Source organism: Hymenobacter guriensis (assembly GCF_015773195.1).
Classification (GTDB): Bacteria; Bacteroidota; Bacteroidia; order Cytophagales; family Hymenobacteraceae; genus Hymenobacter; species Hymenobacter guriensis.
This window is the reverse complement of the sequence record NZ_JADWYK010000013.1, coordinates 1-16,399: the sequence shown is the minus strand read 5'-3', so window position 1 is coordinate 16,399 and position 16,399 is coordinate 1. Positions and strand designations below refer to the sequence as shown.

Here is a 16,399-nt window from a genome sequence, read left to right as displayed (position 1 = left end):
TGTAGCTTTACGGGCCGGAATTTTTCCGGCCTTTTCTTTTTGATTTCGACTTTCTGTCACTGACCGACTGACTATGCGGACCATCCAATTCCGGGAAGCCCTGCGTGAAGCCATGTCCGAGGAAATGCGCCGCGACCCGCGCGTGTTTCTGATGGGCGAAGAAGTAGCCGAGTACAACGGCGCCTACAAAGTAAGCCAGGGCATGCTGGACGAGTTTGGCGCCGAGCGGGTGATTGACACGCCCATTGCCGAGCTGGGCTTTGCCGGCATCGGGGTGGGCGCGGCCATCAACGGCCTGCTGCCCATCATCGAGTTCATGACCTTCAATTTCTCCCTGGTGGCCATTGACCAGGTGATTAACTCGGCGGCCAAGATTTACTCCATGTCGGGCGGGCAGTACTCCTGCCCCATCGTGTTCCGCGGGCCCACCGGCAACGCGGGCATGCTTTCCTCGCAGCACTCCCAGAACTTCGAGAACTGGTACGCCAACTGCCCCGGCCTGAAAGTGGTGGTGCCGTCGAATCCTTACGACGCCAAAGGCTTGCTGAAATCGGCTATCCGCGACCCGGATCCAGTGATTTTCATGGAGTCGGAGCTGATGTACGGCGACAAGGGCGAGGTGCCCGAGGAAGAGTACCTGCTGCCCATCGGCAAAGCCAACGTGGTGCGCCCCGGCGACAGTGTGACCCTGGTGAGCTTTGGCAAAATGATGAAAATTGCCCTGGCCGCTGCCGACGAGCTAGCTAAGGAAGGCATCAGCGCCGAGGTAATTGACCTGCGCTCCGTGCGCCCCATCGATTACGATACGCTCATTGAATCGGTGAAGAAAACCAACCGGATGGTGGTGGTGGAAGAAGCCTGGCCGCTGGCCAGTATCAGCTCGGAGCTGGCCTACATGGTGCAGCGCCGCGCCTTCGACTACCTCGACGCGCCCGTTATCCGCATCACCTGCGGCGACGTACCGCTGCCCTACGCGCCCACGCTCATTGAGGCCTCACTGCCCAACGTAGCCCGCACGGTGAAAGCCGTGAAAGATGTGCTGTACGTAAGCAAATAGCCGGCTTTACATTACACAAAACGGCCCGCCACCATCCGGTAGCGGGTCGTTTTACGTTTGTAGCCTGCGGTTGTCAAGCAGCTACAGGGCTCCGGCCCGGATTGGAAATTTCCGTACCTTTTGCCTTCTGCCACCCCTACTCCCGCCCCATGAACCACCGTTTACATGTCCGTTTCGAGCAGCTAGAGCGCGCCACCGAGAAGCTGCTGAACTCCGCCGCTGCCCTAGGCGACACGCGCGCCCATCAGTCCCCGGGCCCCAACCAATGGTCGGCGGCGCAGGTAGTGCAGCACTTGCTGGTAGCGGAGCAGGGCATTGGGCAGTACATCGGGAAGAAGGTGCAGCAGGAAGAAGGACTGTTGAAATCGGGCGTGGGCGCGCGGCTGCGGGCGGGGCTGCTGCGGGTGCTGTTGCGGGCCCCGTTTCTCAAGTTCAAGGCGCCGGCCCGCTTAGCAGCCCTCATGCCCGAGGGTGCTGCCGTGCCGCCGCTGCCGCAGCTCCGCACCGACTGGGCTACCTCACGCCGCCAGCTGGAGCGCCTGCTCAATGAGTTTCCGAGCACGCTGCTCGACAAAGCCATTTTCAAACATCCCCGCTCGGGTATGCTCAACATCTACCAGACCCTGGATTTCATGGTCGACCACGTGCTGCACCACCAGCGGCAGGTGCAGCGCATCGGCAAGCAGCTGGCCTGAAAACGCTGCCCCGGCTATAGCAGCCCGAGCTTCAAGGTCACGCCCGCCGACATACCGTTAAGGGCCTTCGACGACGTGTCCGGCAGGTTCAGGCCGGTCGTCATTCGGTATGAAGCCCCGGCGCCGAGGGCGACGAACCTGAGCAGGTTGACTTCCAGCTGCACCCCGGGCTCCACTAGCAGGAACTCATCGGCCTGATAGCGGTAATAAGGCCCATTCAGGCTGCCTTCCCTGGTAGCGGCGCCGGCCCCGAGCAGCACGGGAAACGTCAGGTGAATGGCTTTGCCCGCCGGAAACATGGGCTCCAGGTAAATACCGCCGTAAGCCGCCGCCAGGTAATCAGCAGGCGTATCTGCGGGGTCGTTCCAGCGGTTGGGAAGGCGCCCATTGGTCAGGGCGGTGCCACCCAGCCCCAGCGCAAACGAGCGGTTGAAGCTGACGCCAAGGCGGCCCGTGACGGCCAGGGCATCCTGCCCGGCCAGGCGGGCATACTGCGCGGAGGCCGCCACGAAAAAGCCGCAGTGGGTTCCCGGCCGGAGCAGGGTTTGAAGGGCGGGCTGTTCTGCTTGCTGAGCAAAGGCTGCGGTGCTGGCCAACAGGCTCAGGCTGGTAAGTAGTGTTTTCATAGGTAAGTGAGAAGTTTGTAGAGGTAAGAGCCGCTGCCAGCTGTTTACCCCTATGCGCCTACCTAACTTTTTTTCTCACCCGCCCTCAGCTCCTGATTTCCGGCCTGCCTTGTCGTTTTTGCAGAGCGTGGAGTTTTAAAGCAAAGCGTCCTACCAGGCCTGAGCAGAGCCTGATAGGACGCTTTACGATATCGAAATTTACGAAATATGCCGGCTGCTACCGCGCCGCCTGGGGCACAGTGAGCTTACAGGCAAGCAAACCAGCTCCGCTCGTTTACCTGCACAGCAGCGGCCAGACAGCCTTCTTCCTTTTTACTCGCGGATCAGCTTGAGCGTCTGGCTTTGCTTGCCCTGCTGCACGCGCACGAGGTATACCCCCATGGCCAGGTCTTTGGTGGGCAGCAAACTCAGCGGGCTGGTGCCAACGGGCAACGAACCGGTCCGGCTGAATATCGTGCGGCCCAGGGCATCGGTCAGCTGCCACTGCACGGGGCCCGCCAGAGCCGTGCGCACCAGCAGCGTAGGTGTTTCGCCGGTGTGGAGCGGATTAGGATAGAACTGCACGGCAAAGCCTACCAGCCCCAATACACGCACCGTGCGTACCGGCGAAAGGCTGGCCGTGCCATTTCGGTCAACCTGGCGCAGGCGGTAGTACACCAAGTCGGTGGCGTAGCGGGAAATGCCTTTATCCACCAGCTGGTACTGCTGCGGCTGAGCCGTGGTACCGTGCCCGGCTACCGTGCCAATGCGGCGGAACGTTTGCCCATCGGCGCTGGCCTCCACCTCGAACCGGTCGTTGTCTTTCTCCGAGGCCGTGGTCCAGCGCAACAGCGCATCGTCGGCGCGGGGCTCGGCCGTAAAGTTCGTCAGCTCCACTGGCAGCGGGGCGTTGCTGTTGCTCACCGTGAGGGTGCCCAGCTGCGTCACGGCCGCCGTAAAGCTGCGGTTGCTGGCGCTGGCCGCCGCGCCCTGCCGCACCCAGGGTCCGGCAGCGGTGGCCGCCCGCCACAGCTGGCCCGGCAGGCTGGTATCAAATCCGTTATCATCGTCGCTCACCCAGCTTAGCGTCACGGCTACGGGCTGGGCTGGCTGGGTGGCGGCCACGGCCCACACCCGGTCGATGCCCTTTTGCGTGGCTTCCAGGTTCTGGCCGTAGCTTACCCCGGCTGCCTGCAGACCCGCCGTGCGCGTCACGGTCACGGCTCCCAGGCTCTGGCCGTTGGGGTTCAGCACGAGCCCATTGCTGAAGTCAACCGAACCAGTAGAGGAATTTACGGCCGCGCGCAGGACGCGCAGGTTGCCCTGCACGTACCGGCCGGCGGCCTCCCCTACTACGCTGGCCCCATCGGCTAGGGTGAGGGTAGCCAGCGGCGTGGTGGCGCCCAACGGCGCCGTGCGCACCATCCCGCTCAGCAGGGTAAGCTGGCCGGTGAGGGTGAGGTCGGTTGGAATGCTGAGGGTGCGCTGGCCGGTGGCCCCGGTATTGTTGAGGATGAGGTTGGACACAACGGCCGAGCCGGGTTGGAATACCTGGTTGGTGGCGCCTGTGAACTGCAGCTGACCCGAGGAAGTAAGCGTGCCTTCGTTGGTCAGGTCACCGGTAAGCTGCAAAGTGCCTGCGTTAGTAAAAATGCTGGTGGCCTTGCTTTGCAACCCGCCCTCCACATAGAGCGTGGCGCCGGCTTCCACCGTCAGTGTGCCGCCGTCGTTGGTGAGGGTTTGGGCGAAACCGGCCAGCGAGGGCAACAGCAGGGCAAGGGTAAATGAAAGTTTCATACGCAAAGAAGAATCTACTGTGAAAAGAGACAGCCCGGGCCAGCAAGCGGCCTGACTACGCTCTACTACTTATTTGTGAGCCTCAGCACTGCCAGTTTCCAGGCGCCGCAGCCGGGCCTCAAAGGCTTCGGTGGCGGCAGTTGCCTGGGCGGCCTGGGCTTCGGCCGAGGTGGCGCGGGCTTTTAACGCCTGAATTTCGGCCTGCTGCTGGTCGATGAGCTTTTGCTGGTCCTGAATGGCCTGCACGAGCAGGGGCGTGAGCTTGCCGTAGTCCACGGCCCAGGCCCGGCTCACGGTGGTGCCCGAGTCGCCCGGGCTCACGGCCTCCGGGTACACCCGGAACAGGTCCTGGGCCAGAAAGCCTGTTGTCCGATTTGCCGCCCCCGTGCCGATGAAGTTGTAGTCCTGCACCCGCAGCTTGAGCAAGTCACTCAGGCCGTAGTGCGTAGGGCGGATGTTCTCCTTCAGGCGCCGGTCCGAGGCCGTGTTGTAGTACACCGTGTTGCCGCTCAGGTTGGCCCCGATAGCGCCGATCAGGCCCACGCCGGCCTTGTTGAAGACAATCAGCTCCGAGGACGTGTTGCTGACGGAGTTGGTGGCCGGGAAGTTGAGCGTGAGCATGCCCGTGGGGTCGGTGCTGGTCGAAGTCAGAATCAGCTGCTGAGCGTCGCCGCTTTCGATGTCGAGCTTGGCGTCGGGCGTGACGGTGCCCAAGCCTAAGTAGCCGTTGTCGATGAAGCGCGCCCACTCCGTCACATTGTTGCTCGCGTCCGATTTGCCGAAGCGCACGCCGGCGTAGATGTTGCCGCCACCTTTCTGATTGAGCACCCAGGTTTCGCCCTCGCCGTTCGAGCGGTTCCACTGCAGGTAAGCGCCCTGCCGGCTGATGGCGTTGCTGCTGCGGGCCAGGATGCCGCCTTCCACGTCCAGCGCCTGTGTGGGTCCCGTATTCCCGATGCCCACGCGGCCTGACCCGGAAAAGGTGAGGTTATTACCGTTCAACGGTACGTCGGTGGTCGCCGTGAGGGGGCCCAGGCGCAGTGTGGTTACGCCGCCGCTGGTGCTGCTGCTCAGGCCGGGGCCGGCCGTCACCAGCGGTAGCAGTACCGTGTTGCCGCCGCTGATGCTCAGGTTCGACCCGCTCACGCTCAACGTGGGCGCGGTGCCCGAGGAAAACGAGCCGTCGGGGTTCACCGTGACGGGCCGGCCGGTGCTGGCCCCACTGAACACTTTCAGCTTGTCGTTGTCGGCATCGGTCACGTAGGCGGTGGTGCCGCTCACGGCCACCCCAAACGGCCGGTTGGTGCCCAGGGTAGCGAGCAGGGCGGGCGCGGCGGGGTTACTCACGTTGAAGAGCTGCAGGGTGTTGCCGGTTTCACTGATGGTGTAGGCCGTGGTGCCGCTCAGCACCACGTCGCTGACGCCCATCGTCGTGCCGATAGTCCCCAGCGTAGTGACGGAGGCGGAGTTGCCGGCGTTGAAAATCTGCAGCTGGCTGACGTTCGAGTTGTTGTAGCCTACCACGTACACCGTGGTGCCGCTCACGGCCACGCCGGTGGGGTACTGAATGGTGCCGATGGTGCCCGCCAGACTGATGGAAGCCGGGTTGCTGGCGTTGAAAATCTGCACGTTGCTGCTGCTCACGTTGCCTACGTACACCGTGGTGCCGCTCACAGCCACCGACTGCGGGGCGTTGCCCGTGTTGGTGCTGCCCAGCAGAGTCGGCAGCCGGGGGTTGCTCACGTCGAAGACCTGCATGGTCTTGCTGTTGTTGTTTACCACGTAGGCGCGGGTGCCGCTCACGGCCACATCGTAGGTGTTCTCGCCCGTGGCGGCGGTGCCCAGCAGCACCGGAAACCGGGGGCTGCTGATGTCGAAGAGCTGGAGCGTACCGCCCTGGTTGGCCACGTAGAGGATAGTGCCGCTCACCTCCACGCTCATGGGGGCGCTGCCCGTGCCCACCGTGCCCACCGAAACCGGCGCGTCGGGGTTGCTCACGTCGTATATCTGGAGGTTGTCGGGGACGTTATTCACCACGTAGGCCGTCACGCCGCTCACGGCCACGCCGTTGGGAAAGTCGCCGGTGTTGGCCTGGCCGGCCGCCGTGGGCGTGCTGGTAGTGGGCGTGCTGGTAGTGTACACCGGGGCATTGATGCCGAGGGTGCCATCGGCCAGCACCACGGGCAGGCGGCTGCCAGAGCCGGCCAGGCCGCGCACCCGCACATTGCCGTTCACGTCGAGCTTCTGCTGGGGGTCGTTGGTGCCGATGCCCACGTTGCCGGCGCTGGTCACGCGCAGGCGCTCGGCCTCGGCGCCGCTGGCCCCGGACGTGATGAGCACGTTGCCGCCCTCGCGCCCGGCCAGCAGCAGGTTGCCCCCGTTGGTGCGCAGTACCGCGTCGCCGGCCCGGGCCAGGTCGGAGTAGTTGCCGGCGCTCTGGGCCAGGCCCAGGTTCAGCGAGCCGCTGCCGTTGCTCAGCCCTACCCCGATGGCCTGCGTGGTGGTGCTGAGCCGGATGCTGCCGTCCTTGATTTCCAGCTTCTCGCCCGGGATATTGGTGCCGATGCCCACGTTGCCCCCGTTGAGCAGGGCAAACTGCGCGGTGCTGGTGCTGTTGGCCGAGAGGTAGAGCGTGCCGCCGGTGGTGTAGAGGCCCACGTCGTTGCCGGTGGCATAGTTGCGCTTCAGGCCGTGGTTGCCGTTGCCCAGGTACAGCGCCCCGGCTATGCCATCGACGCGGCCCACCGTAATGGCCGCACTTTCATCCGTCGTGCGCACGTCCAGGGTGGTGGTTGGGCCGGTGGTGCCGGTGCCGACACCCAGCTGCCCGGCCTGGCTGAGCGTCATCAGCGTGCCGGCAATGCCGGAGTTATCGTTGTAGGTCACCCACTGAAACCGCTTGTTGGCCAGGGCCGGCACCCCGAAGGTAAGGGCCTGCGACTCCATGAACAGACCCCAGCGGCCAGCGCCCTGGTAGGTGCCAGAGGCAAAGGAGTCCCAGCTGCGGGTGATAAGCGGACGGTCCTGCTGGTTGAGCACCACACCCAGTCCGCCGTTCACAAAGGCGTTGCCGCCTACGGTGCCAGTGCCGTTGATGTTGAAGCTGGCGGCCTGCTGGGTGGTAGTATTCTGAATAAAGCCGGTACCGGCCGCGGCGGGCGTCAGGTAATCAGTGCCGGCCACGGCCGCCGATACCACGCCGCTACCATTGGCCTTCAGCAAGCCGCTCACGCTACCTGCCCCACCCTTGGTGGCCGGCACCACATTGTTGTAGGTAGTGGCTGCACCAGTGCTGGTGATGTCGCCTGTTAGGTTAGGCACAGCAGCGGCGGTAGTCTGGGTGGTGCCGTCGGGAAATTTGAAGCCGCCGCTGGTGCTGTACACTGTACCGGCCACCTCCAGCTGCTGGCTGGGGGTGCTAGTACCGATGCCCACGTTGGTGGAGGCCAACACCGTCAGGGCCGGCACCGACTCCAACGCCGCGGGCGTGGTCAGGTAGGTTTTAAAGGCCAGGTCGACGTCGGTGCCCGGAAAGCCCTGGGGTATAGCCGTGCCCCCAGCGTAGGGGTTGCTACTCTGGAAAAAGAAATACACGCGCCCCGAGGTCGTTTCCACGTTCAGCGTATACACCTGGCCGGCCGTCAGCAGGACCGGGGTAGGCAGCACGATGGTCTGATATACCAGCGTCGAACTGTAGCTGAGGTTCGTGATGGGAAATACCTGGGTGCTGAGCAGGGTGCCGCTGGTGCCCGCCCCCTGGTACAGATTGAAGGTAGCCTGGCCGGCGCCGGCATCGTGCATACCAATTTCGACCCGCACCAGCCGGTTGCTGCTGCCCGCCGTGAAGGACTGACTGGCTCCTACCTTGAAATCCGAGCCCGAGCTCTGCCCCTGCTGCTGGTCGACGCCCACGCCGGCCGGGTTGATTTTTTCTCCATTTACCTGCAAAGGTCCCGCCGGACTGGCCGTGCCAATGCCCACATTGCCGCTGTCATCAAGGCGCAGGCCGCCGGTGCCGTTGTTGGAGAGCGTCTGGTTGTTGAGCTTCAGGCTTTGGGTGGCCGTGTGGTTGCCCAAGTTATCAGCCCCCAGCAGTTGCCAGTTGGAGGCAGTAGCCGTGCCGGCGTTGTAGTAAAAGCCGGGCATGCCGCCGGTCTGGTACACCAGCAGCCCGGCCGCCGGGCTGGCAATGGCCGAGGCGGCAGCCACGCGAGGTAGCAGCAACCCTTTGTCGGAGCTCACAATATCGAGGGCGGCCGAAGCGTCCGGGGCCGTGGTGCCGATACCCACCGCGCCGGTGGGTGTGGTTTGGGCCTGGGCGGCCAGAGGCGCGGCGGCCAGCAGCAGGGCGGTGAGCGAAGCGAGAAAGTAGGAGTTTGTCATCAAGCGAAGAAAAGAGGCGGGCAGAAGAAACCGGGGCTGAAGTGACCGGCAGCAAGCGGTGCGGCCAACTAGCAGCAGCCCCTACAATACTCCGACACGCTGGCCCCGCTTTCCTAAAGAGGAGCGTAGACAAAGTGTAGACAACCCAGATAAATAATTAATATCCAGTCATTATCTTTTCTATCAACCCTAAAGTCGGCACCCGTCTTAGGCAGTGACGACCTTAGCTGGCTAGCCCCTGAACGCCGCGACGCCCCCGGCCCAGTGGACCGGAGGCGTTGCTATTGCGCAGCCATTACGGCTACTTCTGAGCCTGAGCTTGGCTGTCCTCCAGGCGACGCAGCCGCTGCTCGAAGCTTTCGAGCGTGGCCGTGGCCTGGGTGGCTTTGGCTTCAGCCGAGGTGGCGCGGGCCTCCTGGGTTTTGGCCTGGGCCTGCAGGGCGGCGTTCTGCTTTTTCAGCTCCTCAATCTGGGCTTGCTGCTCTTGGATGGCTTGTACGAGCAGGGGCGTGAGCTTGCCGTAGTCCACGGCCCAGGCCCGGCTGACCGTCGTGCCCGAGTCACCCGGGCTCACGGCCTCCGGGTACACCCGGAACAAGTCCTGGGCCAGAAAGCCTGTTGTCCGATTCGCCGCCCCCGTGCCGATGAAGTTGTAGTCCTGCACCCGCAGCTTGAGCAAGTCACTCAGGCCGTAGTGCGTAGGGCGGATGTTCTCCTTCAGGCGCCGGTCCGAGGCCGTGTTGTAGTACACCGTGTTGCCGCTCAGGTTGGCCCCGATAGCGCCGATCAGGCCCACGCCGGCCTTGTTGAAGACAATCAGCTCCGAGGACGTGTTGCTGACGGAGTTGGTGGCCGGGAAGTTGAGCGTGAGCATGCCCGTGGGGTCGGTGCTGGTCGAAGTCAGAATCAGCTGCTGAGCGTCGCCGCTTTCGATGTCGAGCTTGGCGTCGGGCGTGACGGTGCCCAAGCCTAAGTAGCCGTTGTCGATGAAGCGCGCCCACTCTGTCACGGCGTTGTTCACGTCCGATTTGCCGAAGCGCACGCCGGCGTACTGGCCGCCGCCGCCCTGCTGGTTGAGCAGCCACGTCTCTCCTTCCCCACCCGAGCGGTTCCATTGCAGGTAGGCGCCCTGCCGGCTGATGGCGTTGCTGCTGCGGGCCAGGATGCCGCCTTCCACGTCCAGCGCCTGCCGGGGGTCGGTGGTGCCGATGCCCACGCGGCCCAGGTAGTTCCAGTACAGCACCGACTGCTGGGTAGTGCCGCGCTTGATGCCCAGGATACCCGTGTCATAGCCGTAGAGCACGGGGCCGTCAGTGGTCAGGTTGTTCCAGGTTTTAGCGGCCCCGTACCAGCCCAGGCCGTGGTTGGTGTCTTTCAGCAGCAGGTCGTTGGCGGTGGTCAGCTGCAGGTTCTGGGTGGCGGTGTGGTTGCCCAGGTTGTCGCCCAGGCTGCTCAGAGCCAAGCTGTTGCCCCCGCTGATGGTCAGGTTGCCGTTGCCTACGCTCAGCAACTGCCCGTCGGTATCGGTCACGGAGCCGCCGCCGAAGCCCCCAATCGACGTGAGGCTAATCACGCCATTACTTTTGAAGATGGTCTGCGCCTCGTTGGTGTTCGAGGCGTCAGGCAGCACTACGCTGGTGCTGTTGGAAAGGCGTAGCGTGTTGTCGTCCAGCGTCAGCTGCTGGGCGTCAGTATCCAGGTCGGTGAAGGAGCCGCCGCCATTCGACAGGGTGACGGTGTTGCCGCTCTTGGTAATGGTTTGCAGCTCGTTGGTGGCCGAGGCGTCGGGCAGCGTCACGCTGTTACCCCCGCTAATGCTCAGGCTGCCGCTGCTCACGGTCAGCGTCTGGGCGTCGGTGGGCAGGGCCTGGGTGCCCAGGGTACCATCGGCGGCGGCCGTTACCATACGGGCGTTGCTGCCAGCCAGGCTATTGAGCTTGGTAGCGCCGCTTACCTGCAGGGCGCCGTTTATCGTGGCGCTGCCCGCCGTGAGCTGCCCACCCACGGTGCCAGCGCCGCTGATGTTGAAGTTACTGCTGGTCTGCTGGGTGGTAGTATTCTGGATAAAGCCCGTGCCGGCCGCAGCCGGGGTCAGATAATCAGTGCCGGCCACGGCCGCCGATACCTCGCCGCTGCCGTTGGCTTTCAGCAGGCCGCTCACGCTGCCGGCCCCGCCCTTGGTGGCGGGCACTACGGCGGCGTAGCTGGTGGCATTGCCGGTGCTGGTGATGGCGCCCGTCAGGTTGGCGTTGGTGGTCACGGTGGCGGCGTTGCCGGCCGTGGTAGCGTAGGTGGCCGTGGCCGCGTTGCCGGTGGTGCTCTGGTTGAGGATGGGGAAGTCGGCCACCTGGGCGGCGGCTACGGTGCCGCTGCCATCGGCCTTGAGAATACCGCGCACGCTGCCGGCGCCGCCTTTGTCGGCGGGCACTACATTGTTGTAGGTGGTGGCCACGCCGACGCTCGTGATGTCGCCCGTCAGGTCGAAGGGGGCGGCGGCGGTGGTCTGGGTGGTGCCGTCGGGGAACTGGAAGCCGCCCGTGCTGCTGTACACCGTGCCGGCTACTTCCAGCTTCTGGGTTGGCTCACTGGTGCCGATGCCCACGTTGGCCTGGTCGCCCAGCACCACGGTGTTGCTTTGCGTCAGCGTCACATTGGCGCCCAGGGCCGTAGCGTTTTCAATGTTCTTATGGCTGATGTCGGGGCCGCTGTTGGCGCCGATGGCCGTGTTGTTGGTGCCTTCCTCGTTGGCGCTGCCGGCCAGGTAGCCGCTGAACACGTTGTTGGAGCCCAGGGTATTGCCCAGGCCACTGCCGAAGCCGCTGAACACGTTGTTGTTGCCTTCCGTGTTGCTCACCCCGCTGTTGAAGCCTTCGAACTGGTTGAAGGAGCCGGTGGTGTTGAAGTAGCCGCTGCGCGTACCCACGAAGTGGTTGGCGTTGCCCAGGGTGTTGGAGTAGCCGCTGTGGTAGCCCGAGAACAGGTTGCCCGCGCCGTCGGTGTTGGAGTAGCCGCTCTGAAAGCCAATGAACTGGTTGCCGGTGCCGGTGGTATTGGCGTAGCCAGCCTGGTAGCCGCTGAACAGGTTGCGCGAGCCGACGGTGGTGAGTTGCCCGGCCTGGTAGCCGATGAACTGGTTCTCAATCCCCGTGCTGGCCGTCTCGTCGGCCAGCAGAATGCGGCCGGCCTGGTAGCCCAGCAGCAGGTTGTGGCCCACGCCGTTCTGGGCCAGGTTCAGGCCGCCATCGGGCCGGATGCCCAGGCCCACCACGGTGCCGATGTCCTCGCCGTTAGTGCCCGTGAGGCCCCGGGTGGCAATGTGGTTGCCCAGGGTGTCGCCGACAGTGCCAGCGGGCAGGTTCGCCGCCGCCACCAGGTTGCCGCTGGCGTCTACCGTCACCAGGCGGGTGCTGGCGCCGTCGCCCAGCCCTTCGAGCCGGACGCTGCTGCCGCTGCCGCCCACGTGAAGCGTAGCGGTCGGCTCACTGGTGCCGATGCCCACGTTACCGCTATTCTGCAACACGAAGTGGTTGTTCTGGCCCGAGCCGTTGGCCGAGAGGAATACGTCGCCGGCCGTAGTGTAGAGGCCCACGCTGTTGCCGTTGCCGTTGTAGCCGCGCAGCACGCCGTGGCCGGGGTTGCCCAGATACAGCCCCCCCCCCGTTTCGCCCACCGTGCCTACCGTAATGGCGGGCGCCGAGTTATTGGCCGTGCGCACGTCGAGGGTCGTGGTGGGGCTGGTGGTGCCGATGCCCACGCGGCCGGCCACGTAGCCGTTGCCGCTGATGTTGAAGTTGCTGCTGGCTTGCTGGGTGGTCTGGTTGAGAATGAAGTTACCGCCCAGGCTGGATGCGGGTACCGTGCCCAGCTGCCCGCCGGCCGTGTTGGTCACGATGCCGGCCGTGCTCAGGCCCGGCAGCGTCACGGTGCTGGTGCTGCTGCCGATGGTGGTGCCGGCTGTGCCGGTGGTGTTGATGTTGGTCTGGCCCCGCAGGGTGGTAGCGCCCGTCACGGCGGTAGCGCCGTTGATGGCGGCGCTGCCGGCCGTGAGTTGCCCGCCCACCGTGCCCGCGCCGCTCACGTTGAAGTTGGCGCCCGCCTGCTCCGTGGTTTGGTTCTGCACGAAGTTGGCACCGGTGGCGGTTACGGCGGCGGTGGTCTGCACCGTGTTGTCGGGGAAGCGGAAGCCGCCGGTGCTGCTGTACACCTGGCCAGCTACCTGCAGCTTCTGGGTAGGCGTACTGGTCCCGATGCCCACGTCGGCATTGTTACCCAGCACCACGGTGTTGCTTTGGCTGGTGGCCGCGTTGGCCCCGATGGCGGTGGCGTTGCTGATGTCGCCGTTGCCGTACTTGGGGCCGCTGTTCACGCCGAGGGCGGTGTTGTTGCTGCCCGTCGTGTTGTCCTGGCCGGTGCCGTAGCCAGTGAAGGTGTTGTTGCTGCCCTCATTTACGCTGACGGCGCTGTTGTACCCGCTGTACGACCCACTGAACACGTTATTGCTGCCCGTGGTGTTGAAGCCGCTGTAGTAGCCGCTGAACACGTTGTCAGAGCCTTCCGTGCTCCGCTCACCGCTGCTGGCGCCCGTAAACGTATTGCGGGAGCCCGAAGTCAGGCCGTTGCCGCTGTAGTAGCCGCTGAGCACGTTGTTGGTGCCGCTGGTGAAGGAGTAGCCGCTTCTGGTGCCCACAAACTGGTTGTTGCTGCCCGAGACGTTGTTGTAGCCGCTGCTGGTACCCACAAACAGGTTGCCGCCCCCTTCTCTGTTGCTGAAGCCGCTGCTGCTGCCCACAAACAGGTTGCCCCCCCCCGAGGTGTTGCCGTAGCCGCTGTTGCTGCCCAGGAAGATGTTGCTCCCCCCGGTGGTGTTATTATAGCCGCTCTGCGTGCCCTGAAACAGGTTGAAGGAGCCTGAGATGTTGTTGTAGCCGCTGCGCCAGCCGCTGAACACGTTGTCCCGGCCCTCGGTGTTGGCCCGGCCGCTTTGCAGGCCCTCAAACTGGTTGTTGTAGCCCGTCGTGTTGCTGTAGCCGGCCTCGTGGCCGGTGAAGATGTTGTACCGGCCCGAGGTGTTGCTGTAGCCGGCCAGGTAGCCGCTGAACACGTTGCTGGCACCCGAGGTGTTGCTGAAGCCCGCCTGGTAACCGCTGAACACGTTGTCGAGGCCGGTATTAACGGCGCCGGCCTGGTAGCCCAGGTACACGCTCCGGTACGAGTTCTGACCGATGTTCAGGCCGCCATCGGCCCGGATGCCGATGCCTTTGGTATACCCGATGTCTGCGCCGGTACCGATGAGGGCATTGCCCTGCAGGTTCAGGTTCTGGGTGGCGGTGTGGTTGCCCAGGTTGTCGGCGGTGCCGGCGGTGGTCTGGAAGGTGCCGTCGGGGAAGAACAGGCCGTTGCCGGCGGTGGCAATGCGGATGTTGCCACCGGCCACTTCCAGCTTCTGGGTAGGCTCACTGGTACCAATACCCACTTTCACGCCGTTGCCCAGTACCATCGTGTTGCTCTGGATGGCTTGCACGTTCGCGCCGATGGCAATGGCATTCGTCAGGTCGCTGCTGGTCGGGCCGCTGTTGTAGCCTAGGGCCACGTTGTTGCGGCCCGTGAGGTTGTAGATGCCGGTGTAGGTGCCCAGGAACACGTTCTGGCTGCCGGTGGTATTCTCGCGGCCGCTGTAGTAGCCACTGAACAGGTTGGAGCTGCCTGTGGTGTTGCGGAAGCCGCTCTGGCTGCCGCTGAAGGAGTTGTAGCTGCCGGTGGTGTTGTCGAAGCCGCTGGTGTAGCCCACAAACTGGTTGTCGGAGCCGGTCGTGTTGTTGTAGCCGGCCTGCGCGCCGCTGAAGTAGTTGAAGCGGCCCTCCGTGTTGGCATAGCCGGCCTGGTAGCCGCTGAACTGGTTGTAGATACCCGTGGTGTTGGCATAGCCAGCCAGGTAGCCCACAAAGTGGTTGCTGTAGCCGCTGGTGTTAGCCTGGCCGGCCTGGTAGCCCACAAAGTGGTTCTGGTAGCCGGTGGTGTTGCTCTGACCGGCCTGGTAGCCGAGCAGGAAGTTGGTGCGGGGCGCGTTCTGGCCTATGTTCAGGCCACCGTCGGCCCGCACGCCCAGGCCCACGGTCGTGCCTAGGTCGGCGCCGGTGCCGGTAATGGCGTTGCCCTGCAGCTTCAGGGCTTCGATGGCCGTGTGGTCGCCCAGGTTGTCGCCGGTGCCGCTGCCGGTGGGCAGGGTAATGGTGTTGCCGCCCGAGATGCTCAGGTCCTGGCCATTGATGCTCAGCGTCTGGCTATCGGTGCCGGTGCCGCCGCCGGCAGCCACTTTAGCGTCCACGTAGGTTTTCACGGCTTTCTCGGTGGGTACGCTGGCATCGGAGTTGCCGGCCAGGGTACCATCGGTGGAGAAGGAGCCTACGGCCGCGCCGCTGCTCAGCTGCAACGTGCCGGGGTCGATGCGCACGGCCACGGCCGGCGTGGAGGACGTGGTGCCCGTCTCGCTCATCAGACGCCATTCGGCAATGTCCACGTCGGTGCCCATGTAGCCAGCAATGCCACGGGAGATGAGCAGGCGGTAGTAGCGGTAGGCCGTGGTATTGGTCACCGCGTAAGCGTTGTATTGTCCTTGTGGCTGGTCGGTGCTCACCGTGTGCAGGGTAGCCCAGGCGCTGGCATCGTTGCTGCCCTGCAGCTGCCAGGCCCCGGCCGCGTAGTTGTAGGGGCCTAAGTACACTTGGTACTGCTTTACAGCGGCGGGCGAGCTGCCCAAGTCCAGCTGCACCCACTGCGGAAGCTCGGCACCTTCCGCCGCCGACCACGTGCTGCCTTCACCGGGACTACCATCGTTGACCCTGGAAGCCGAGTAGGAGGCATTGTACTGAGAAGAAGCCGAAGCCACAGCGGCCGTGGCCAGGTTGGTGCCCGAGCCGGCGCCCGTCCCTGAAGCCGTACCCGCAATGTGCAGCAACGCCGTGGGGCTGCTGGTGCCAATGCCCACCTTGCCCTCGTTGTCGATGCGGAGGCCGCCGGTGCCGTTGTTGGTCAGGGCGTTGTCGTTGAGCTTCACGGCCTGGGTGGCAGTGTGGTTGCCCAGGTTGTCGCCGGCCCCGTTGCCGGTGGGGTTCAAATACGTCCAGCCGTTAGTAGCTTCGTAGTACCAGAAGCCGGGCTGGGTGCCGTCGGTCTGGTACACGAGCAGGCCGGCGGGCACGGGGGCGGCAATATTGCCCCGCTCCGTGGCCGTCAGGCGCGGAATGAGCAGGCCCTTTTCCGAGCTCACAATTTCGAGGGCAGCCTTGGCATTGGGGGCCGTGGTGCCGATGCCTACCCCGCCGCCGGGCGTGGTCTGGGCCAGGGCCGCGGGCGCAACGGCCAGCAGCAGCGCCACCAGGGGCGCGAGCAGGTAACGGTAGAACACAGGCAGGGTAGTGTAGGTGTGCGTCATGGGCAAAGGGAGAAAGACAAAAGAAAAATACGCCGCCACTTGGTGGGCCGCGCCGGCACCGAGGGCCGACCTCTGATGCCGGCGCGCCACCCAGCTCCCCCTGGAGCTGCTGCCGAGTGGATAATGGCCTAAGCCAACGGCGGGGCGTGGACGACACGTGCTATGTGCTGCAATAGTCCGACGCCCCGGCTTCTTTTTCCTAAAACAGAGCGTAGACAAAGTGTAGACAGCTCAACCAACTTTCTGTATTTCAGCATTTAATATTTCCTTCTGAAACAACAAAGGCCCTGGGCTTCGTTTGAAACCCAGGGCCTCTGCCCGACTGAGCCGTCGTCGCGCGCGGGAGGCAGCTGTTAGGAAGTGTTAACAGTAGGTATTATTTTGGAGGATGGACTTTATGCTGACGGACGCGCAATGGGCGCGCATCGCG

At 64.4% G+C, this 16,399-nt stretch carries 6 protein-coding genes; 2 read left to right on the top strand and 4 right to left on the bottom strand.

Translation table 11 applies throughout. The features are described 5' to 3' along the window. Positions 1-73 precede the first annotated feature (73 nt). Together I5L79_RS17835 and I5L79_RS17830 are read left to right on the top strand one after the other, a co-directional pair. Positions 74-1,057 (top strand): pyruvate dehydrogenase complex E1 component subunit beta, encoded by a 984-nt coding sequence (locus I5L79_RS17835; protein WP_196956435.1) that lies wholly within the window; start codon positions 74-76, stop codon positions 1,055-1,057. Positions 1,058-1,206: 149 nt separating this feature from the next. After that, the gene (locus I5L79_RS17830) at positions 1,207-1,752 is read left to right on the top strand and encodes a DinB family protein (protein ID WP_196956434.1); all 546 of its coding nucleotides are present in this window, start codon (positions 1,207-1,209) and stop codon (positions 1,750-1,752) included. A 14-nt stretch (positions 1,753-1,766) separates the two neighbouring features. On the opposite strand, the gene I5L79_RS17825 is transcribed toward I5L79_RS17830, so the two are convergent. The 4 genes from I5L79_RS17825 to I5L79_RS17810 form a co-directional block, all read right to left on the bottom strand. Further along, positions 1,767-2,378, bottom strand: a complete 612-nt coding sequence (locus I5L79_RS17825) for a hypothetical protein (RefSeq protein ID WP_196956433.1) — start codon at positions 2,376-2,378, stop codon at positions 1,767-1,769. A 312-nt stretch (positions 2,379-2,690) separates the two neighbouring features. Continuing rightward, positions 2,691-4,154, bottom strand: coding sequence for a T9SS type A sorting domain-containing protein (locus I5L79_RS17820; protein ID WP_196956432.1), 1,464 nt, complete (start codon positions 4,152-4,154; stop codon positions 2,691-2,693). Between the two features lie 69 nt (positions 4,155-4,223). Then, complete coding sequence (locus tag I5L79_RS17815; RefSeq protein WP_196956431.1) at positions 4,224-8,537, bottom strand: tail fiber domain-containing protein; 4,314 nt, start codon at positions 8,535-8,537, stop codon at positions 4,224-4,226. 301 nt (positions 8,538-8,838) lie between these two features. After that, positions 8,839-15,969 (bottom strand): galactose-binding domain-containing protein, encoded by a 7,131-nt coding sequence (locus tag I5L79_RS17810; protein WP_196956430.1) that lies wholly within the window; start codon positions 15,967-15,969, stop codon positions 8,839-8,841. Between the last annotated feature and the right edge of the window lie 430 nt (positions 15,970-16,399).

Excerpts from the sequence above, each read along its gene's own strand:
- I5L79_RS17835 (WP_196956435.1), top strand. The coding sequence starts at position 74 with ATGCGGACCATCCAATTCCGGGAAGCCCTGCGTGAAGCCATGTCCGAG.
- I5L79_RS17830 (WP_196956434.1), top strand. The coding sequence starts at position 1,207 with ATGAACCACCGTTTACATGTCCGTTTCGAGCAGCTAGAGCGCGCCACC.
- I5L79_RS17815 (WP_196956431.1), bottom strand. The coding sequence starts at position 8,537 with ATGACAAACTCCTACTTTCTCGCTTCGCTCACCGCCCTGCTGCTGGCC.
- I5L79_RS17825 (WP_196956433.1), bottom strand. The coding sequence starts at position 2,378 with ATGAAAACACTACTTACCAGCCTGAGCCTGTTGGCCAGCACCGCAGCC.
- I5L79_RS17810 (WP_196956430.1), bottom strand. The coding sequence starts at position 15,969 with ATGACGCACACCTACACTACCCTGCCTGTGTTCTACCGTTACCTGCTC.
- I5L79_RS17820 (WP_196956432.1), bottom strand. The coding sequence starts at position 4,154 with ATGAAACTTTCATTTACCCTTGCCCTGCTGTTGCCCTCGCTGGCCGGT.